Source organism: Streptomyces tricolor (genome assembly GCF_002155905.1).
Taxonomy (GTDB): domain Bacteria; phylum Actinomycetota; class Actinomycetes; order Streptomycetales; family Streptomycetaceae; genus Streptomyces; species Streptomyces tricolor.
On record NZ_MUMF01000611.1, the window covers coordinates 1 to 4,837 of the forward strand.

Annotated in this window: 5 protein-coding genes; 3 read left to right on the plus strand and 2 right to left on the minus strand. The window is 73.4% G+C overall.

The genetic code is table 11. The annotated features are described in order from the left end of the window. Positions 1–101 precede the first annotated feature (101 nt). Positions 102–1,277, plus strand: coding sequence for an acyl-CoA dehydrogenase family protein (locus CCN44_RS35315; RefSeq protein ID WP_086702637.1), 1,176 nt, complete (start codon positions 102–104; stop codon positions 1,275–1,277). A gap of 58 nt (positions 1,278–1,335) precedes the next feature. Here the strand turns inward: CCN44_RS35315 and CCN44_RS35320 are convergent, their stop codons facing one another. Continuing rightward, complete coding sequence (locus tag CCN44_RS35320; protein ID WP_059247714.1) at positions 1,336–2,757, minus strand: alpha/beta fold hydrolase; 1,422 nt, start codon at positions 2,755–2,757, stop codon at positions 1,336–1,338. Between the two features lie 218 nt (positions 2,758–2,975). Here CCN44_RS35320 and CCN44_RS35325 point away from each other — a divergent pair, with 218 nt between their 5' ends. Beyond that, complete coding sequence (locus CCN44_RS35325; protein WP_059247713.1) at positions 2,976–3,299, plus strand: 2Fe-2S iron-sulfur cluster-binding protein; 324 nt, start codon at positions 2,976–2,978, stop codon at positions 3,297–3,299. A gap of 27 nt (positions 3,300–3,326) precedes the next feature. On the opposite strand, the gene CCN44_RS35330 is transcribed toward CCN44_RS35325, so the two are convergent. Then, a complete protein-coding gene (locus CCN44_RS35330; protein WP_086702641.1) occupies positions 3,327–4,160 on the minus strand; it encodes an NAD(P)H-binding protein in 834 nt (277 codons plus the stop codon). 141 nt (positions 4,161–4,301) lie between these two features. Between CCN44_RS35330 and CCN44_RS35335 the strand changes: the two genes are divergently transcribed. Then, the coding region (locus CCN44_RS35335) for a helix-turn-helix transcriptional regulator (protein WP_143650197.1) at positions 4,302–4,837 on the plus strand (536 nt) is incomplete at its 3' end.

Below are 4,837 nucleotides of genomic sequence, written 5' to 3' on the forward strand. Positions count from 1 at the left end.
GGCCGACGCCCGGCAGGCGGTGCGGCACGCCCTGGGCTCGAACAGCCGGGCCACCATGGCCAGGGCCCGCGAGTTCGCCCAGGACCGGTGAGGGGGACACCATGACGACCGACACGGCCGAGGCGACGCAGGTGCTGGACCGGGTCCGGGCGTTCGTCCGCGCGGAGCTGCTGTCCAAGGCCGAGTACTTCGACGGCCTGCCCGAACAGCCCACCGCCGAGTCGGCCCGGCTGCACGAGGCCGGGCTGGCCAACTGGTGGATCCCGGCCGCGTACGGCGGCGCCGGGGTGTCCCTCCGGGACAGCGTGGACATCGTGTCCGAACTGGCCTACGGCGACGCCGGCTTCGCGTTCGGCGCCTTCCTGCCGGTGCTGGGCACGGTGATGCTCCAGCTCCACGGCGACGAGGCGGTGGCACGACCCGTACTGGAGCGTCTCGTCCGGGACGGCGGCCGGCTCGGCATCCTCGGCAGCGAGGAGGACGCCGGCAGCGAACTCAACCGCACCGTCACCACCTACCGCCGCGACGGCGACGCCCTGGTGCTCGACGGGGAGAAGTACTTCTCCACCAACTCCGAACCCGCCGACACCCTGCTCGTGCTCGCCCGGTCCGCCGACGACGACGGCGACTACGCCGTCGTCGCGGTGCCCCGTGCCACTCCCGGGGTGGAGATCGTCAAACGCTGGGACATGCTCGGCGTCCGGGGCTCGGGCACCTACCGGGTCCGGCTGCGCGACTGCCGGGTGCCCGCCGCCGGCCGGCTGCGCGGCAACGGGCTGCGGCTGCTGGAGATCGGCCTGAACGCCAGCCGCATCCTCATCGCCGCCACCGCGATCGGGGTGGCCCGCCGGATCCGGGACTTGTCCATGGAGTACGCGGCGCAGAAGCGGATCAAGGGCGCTCCGCTGCGGGAGAACGCCGTGTTCGCCGCCAAGCTCGGCCAGATGGAGATGACCGTCGACGTGATGCGCAACCAGTGCCGGGCGGCGGCGGCCGAGTTCGACCGGTTCCTGGCGGCGGACGACCCGGCCGCGGCGCTGTACCGGGTCGGCACCCTGCGCTCGGCCCTCGCCGCCAAGCTGTACTGCGGTCAGGCCGGCTGGCAGGTGGCGACGACCGGCTCGGAGATGTTCGGCGGGCTCGGCTACACCCACGACCATCCGATCGGGAAACTGGTCCGCGACCTGCGCTACGTCGCGATCGTGGAGGGCGGCGACGACGTGATGCGCGAGCTGATCTACGCCAGGTACGTCGTGCCCGCGGGCAAGCGCCGCTGACGGGCGGCGCCGCGAGGGCGAGGGGGAGGGGCCGGTCGGCGGGCCCCTCCCCCTCGTGTCAGGCGTCCTCGGGAACGGGCGGCGCCTGACGCGCACCGGGCACGCTCACCCGGGCCGGCGGCAGCACCCCGTCCACCAGGTACCGCTCGACGTACGCCTCCAGGCGCGGATTGCTCCCGCTCAGCACGTAGACCTCGTGGTCGCCGGAGTCCTCCACCGTGATCAGATGATGGCCGAGCAGTTCCGCCAGGGCCTCACCGCCCTCGCGGTGGTCCATCGGATCGCCGTCGGCCTGGACGACCAGGCCCGTCGGATAACCGTCCCGGGCGAGCACGGTGGGCGGTTCGGGCGACTGGAAGGTGCGGAACGCCCCGACCCACGGAGCCGCCCGCAGCACACCGTGCCCGTAGGGGTAGCGCTCCCGGCAGACCCGCATGTCCGCGTAGTAGGTCTCCAGGTCGGTCGGCCACTCCGTCTCCAGCGTCACCGCCTCGAGCACACTCTGCCGCCACTGCTCGCTGGCCCGTGCTCCCCAGCCGCCCGTGGCGTGCTCGGCCAGCAGCGCGGCCGTCCGCTCGTCGTCGCCCTCGGCGGTCGCGGCCCGCAACGCCCCGACCAGCAGACCGAGCCGCTCCCACGCCGAACGGTCGGTGGCCAGGCCGCCCACGATGCCGTCGAAGGACGTGCGCACGGCCGCCCCGAGCCGGCCCTCCAGCGCCGCGGCGACACCCTCCACGGCGGCCACGGCCAGCGCGGCCGTCGTGCCCAGCGCGAAGTGGTTGTCGCGCCGCGCGGTCCACTCGGCCCAGCGGTCCACGTTCTCCCGGACCGCCCGCGCCTGGGCCAGGAACTGCTGACGCCAGGTCCAGCGGGGATGCACGCAGGAGTCGAGCACGCTCCGGTCCAGGTGCTCGGGGAACATCGTGCCGTAGACGGCGCCCACGTAACTGCCGTACGCGTAGCCGAGGAAGTTCAGCTTCTCCTCGCCCAGCGCGACCCGGATGCTCTCCAGGTCGCGGGCCGTGTTGCGGGTGTTGATGTGCGGGCGTGTGTCGCCGCCGGCCCGCAGACAGCCCAGCTCCCGCTCCCGCATGTCGGCGGCCATCGCCTCGAACACCGAGTCCGGCGGCCGGGAGTCGAAGGGCACGGTGGTGGGGGTGACCTCGATGCGCAGCGGCGTCGAGGCGCCGGTGCCGCGCGGGTCGAAGCCGATCAGGTCGTACACCTCCGCAAGGGGGGTGCCGGCCAGCCGGGAGGGCATGCCGGTGCCGAGGCCGCCGTCGCCGCCGGGCCCCCCGGTCACCCCGATCAGGACGCCCCGACGGCGCGCGGGATCGCCGGCACGCAGCCGGCTGAGGGCGAGGGAGATCCGTTCGCCGTCCGGATCGGTGTGGTCGAGCGGGACCTCGAGCGTCGCGTACTCCAGGCGTTCGCCTGATCCTGCGGCCGTCCATGTCAGCCGCTCGCCGGTCTTCGGCATGGGTCCTCCTGTGGGCCATGGGTGCCATACGTACCGGCCAGGCTCCAGCGAGCCTCTCGAACCCACCTGGAGTGCGGGGCGCGCCGCGTTCGATCGATCCCCCAGTGGCTCCCCAGGACACCCCGGCATGGTGGGGCGGCGACAGCACCGCAGGCACGCGGAGGGTACGCCGACGCAGGTTTCGCGCACCGTACGCCCAGGCAGGAAGGACACGACGCATGGCCAGGATCACCTACCGGAGTCCGGACGGAACCGCGACGACCCTCGACGTCCCCGAGGGGAACTCCGTGATGCGGGGAGCGGTCGTCAACGGCGTCGACGGCATCGTCGGCGAATGCGGCGGCGGCGCCATGTGCGCGACCTGCCACGTCTACGTCGACCGCGGCAGCCCGGTCACGCTGCCGGCTATGTCCGACATCGAGGACGAGCTGCTGCACACCACGGCCTGCCCGCGCCGGGAGAACAGCCGGCTCAGCTGCCAGCTGCCGGTCACCGACGAGATCGACGGGCTGGTGGTGGACGTCCCGGAGCGGCAGGTGTGACGCGGGCCGCTCCGGGGCCCGGTCGCCTCAGAACGCGGCGGCGTGGTCGGACACCCAGTCGCGGTAGCTGCGGGCGGTCCGGCCGGTGATCTTCTCGACGTCGGCCGTGACCAGGGCGGGCCGGCCGACCGAGTCGGCCCAGGCCTTGAGGATGCCGTCGAGGATCGCACCCGGCACATGCGCGCTCATCGCCCGGCGCACCGTCTCGACGGGCAGCTCCTGGTAGGTGATGGGGCGCCCGAGCACCTCGCCGATGATCTCGGCCTGGTCGGCGTGGCTGAGCGACTGCGGGCCCGTCAGCCGGTAGATCTCCCCGGCGTGGCCGTCCTCGGTGAGCGCGGCCACGGCCACCGCGGCGATGTCGGCCTCGTGGATCGGCGCGGCGGTGGCATCGGCGTAGGCACCGCGGACCACGTCACCGGCCTTCGTCTGCGCCGCCCACATCAGCGTGTTGGCGGCGAACACGTCGGGTCGCAGGAAGGTCCATTCCAGATCGGAGCCCCGCAGCGCCTGCTCGATCTCGGCGTGGTAGGCGGCGATCGGCCCGTCCTGCTCCTCGGCCTCGTCGTCCACCGCGCCGGAGGACAGCAGCACCACCCGGCGTACGCCGGCGGCCTCGGCGGCGGCGACGAAGTCCGGTCCGCTGCCGGGGACGGCGAACAGGAACACGGCCTCGACCCCCGCCAGGGCGGTGGCCAGCGACGCCGGGTCGGCCAGATCAGCCGCGACGGTCCGCACGCCGGCCGGCCATGTCGCCCGCTCCGGCGCGCGGGACGCGGCCCGCACCTCGCGGCCCTGTCCGAGCAGCATCTCCAGTGCGTGACGGCCGACGTTCCCGGTGGCTCCGGTGACGAGGATCATGGTGTTCTCCCTTGCTGGGCGCGTGGTTCTGCTTTTCTGTGGTGCGGCCTGCCTTCGAGGGCCGGCAGGAACGACACTAGGGAGCCCTGAGGACAGGTTCTGTCCTCAACTGGGTGTGATCGATGAGGAGTTTCCGGCCAGATGCTCGAGACCTCGGCCCGATTGCTGCGGCTGCTCTCCTTACTGCAGTCCCGTCCCGACTGGTCCGGCCGGGAACTGGCCGAGCGGCTGGGCGTGACGACGCGCACCGTCCGCCGGGACGCCGACCGGCTGCGCGAACTGGGCTACCCGGTGCAGTCCCTGACCGGCCCCGGCGGGGGCTACCAGCTCGGCGTCGGCGCGGCACTGCCGCCGCTGCTGCTGGACGACGACGAGGCCGTCGCCGTGACCGTCGGACTGCGCGCCGCCGCGTCCGGCTCGGTGGCGGGCATCGAGGAGACCTCGCTCAGGGCCCTGGCGAAGCTCGAACAGATGCTGCCCTCGCGGCTGAAGCACCGGGTGGCGGCGATGCAGTCGGCGATCCTGCCGCTGACGGCGTCCGGCCCGGCTGTGGACGCGAACCTGCTGGCCGCGCTGGCCGCCGCGTGCCGGGGACACGAGGGCGTGAGCTTCGGCTACCAGGGCAGGACGCGCCGCGTCGAGCCGTACCGTCTGGTCCACACCGGCCGCCGCTGGTA

Excerpts from the sequence above, each read along its gene's own strand:
- CCN44_RS35315 (WP_086702637.1), top strand. The coding sequence starts at position 102 with ATGACGACCGACACGGCCGAGGCGACGCAGGTGCTGGACCGGGTCCGG.
- CCN44_RS35320 (WP_059247714.1), bottom strand. The coding sequence starts at position 2,757 with ATGCCGAAGACCGGCGAGCGGCTGACATGGACGGCCGCAGGATCAGGC.
- CCN44_RS35325 (WP_059247713.1), top strand. The coding sequence starts at position 2,976 with ATGGCCAGGATCACCTACCGGAGTCCGGACGGAACCGCGACGACCCTC.
- CCN44_RS35330 (WP_086702641.1), bottom strand. The coding sequence starts at position 4,160 with ATGATCCTCGTCACCGGAGCCACCGGGAACGTCGGCCGTCACGCACTG.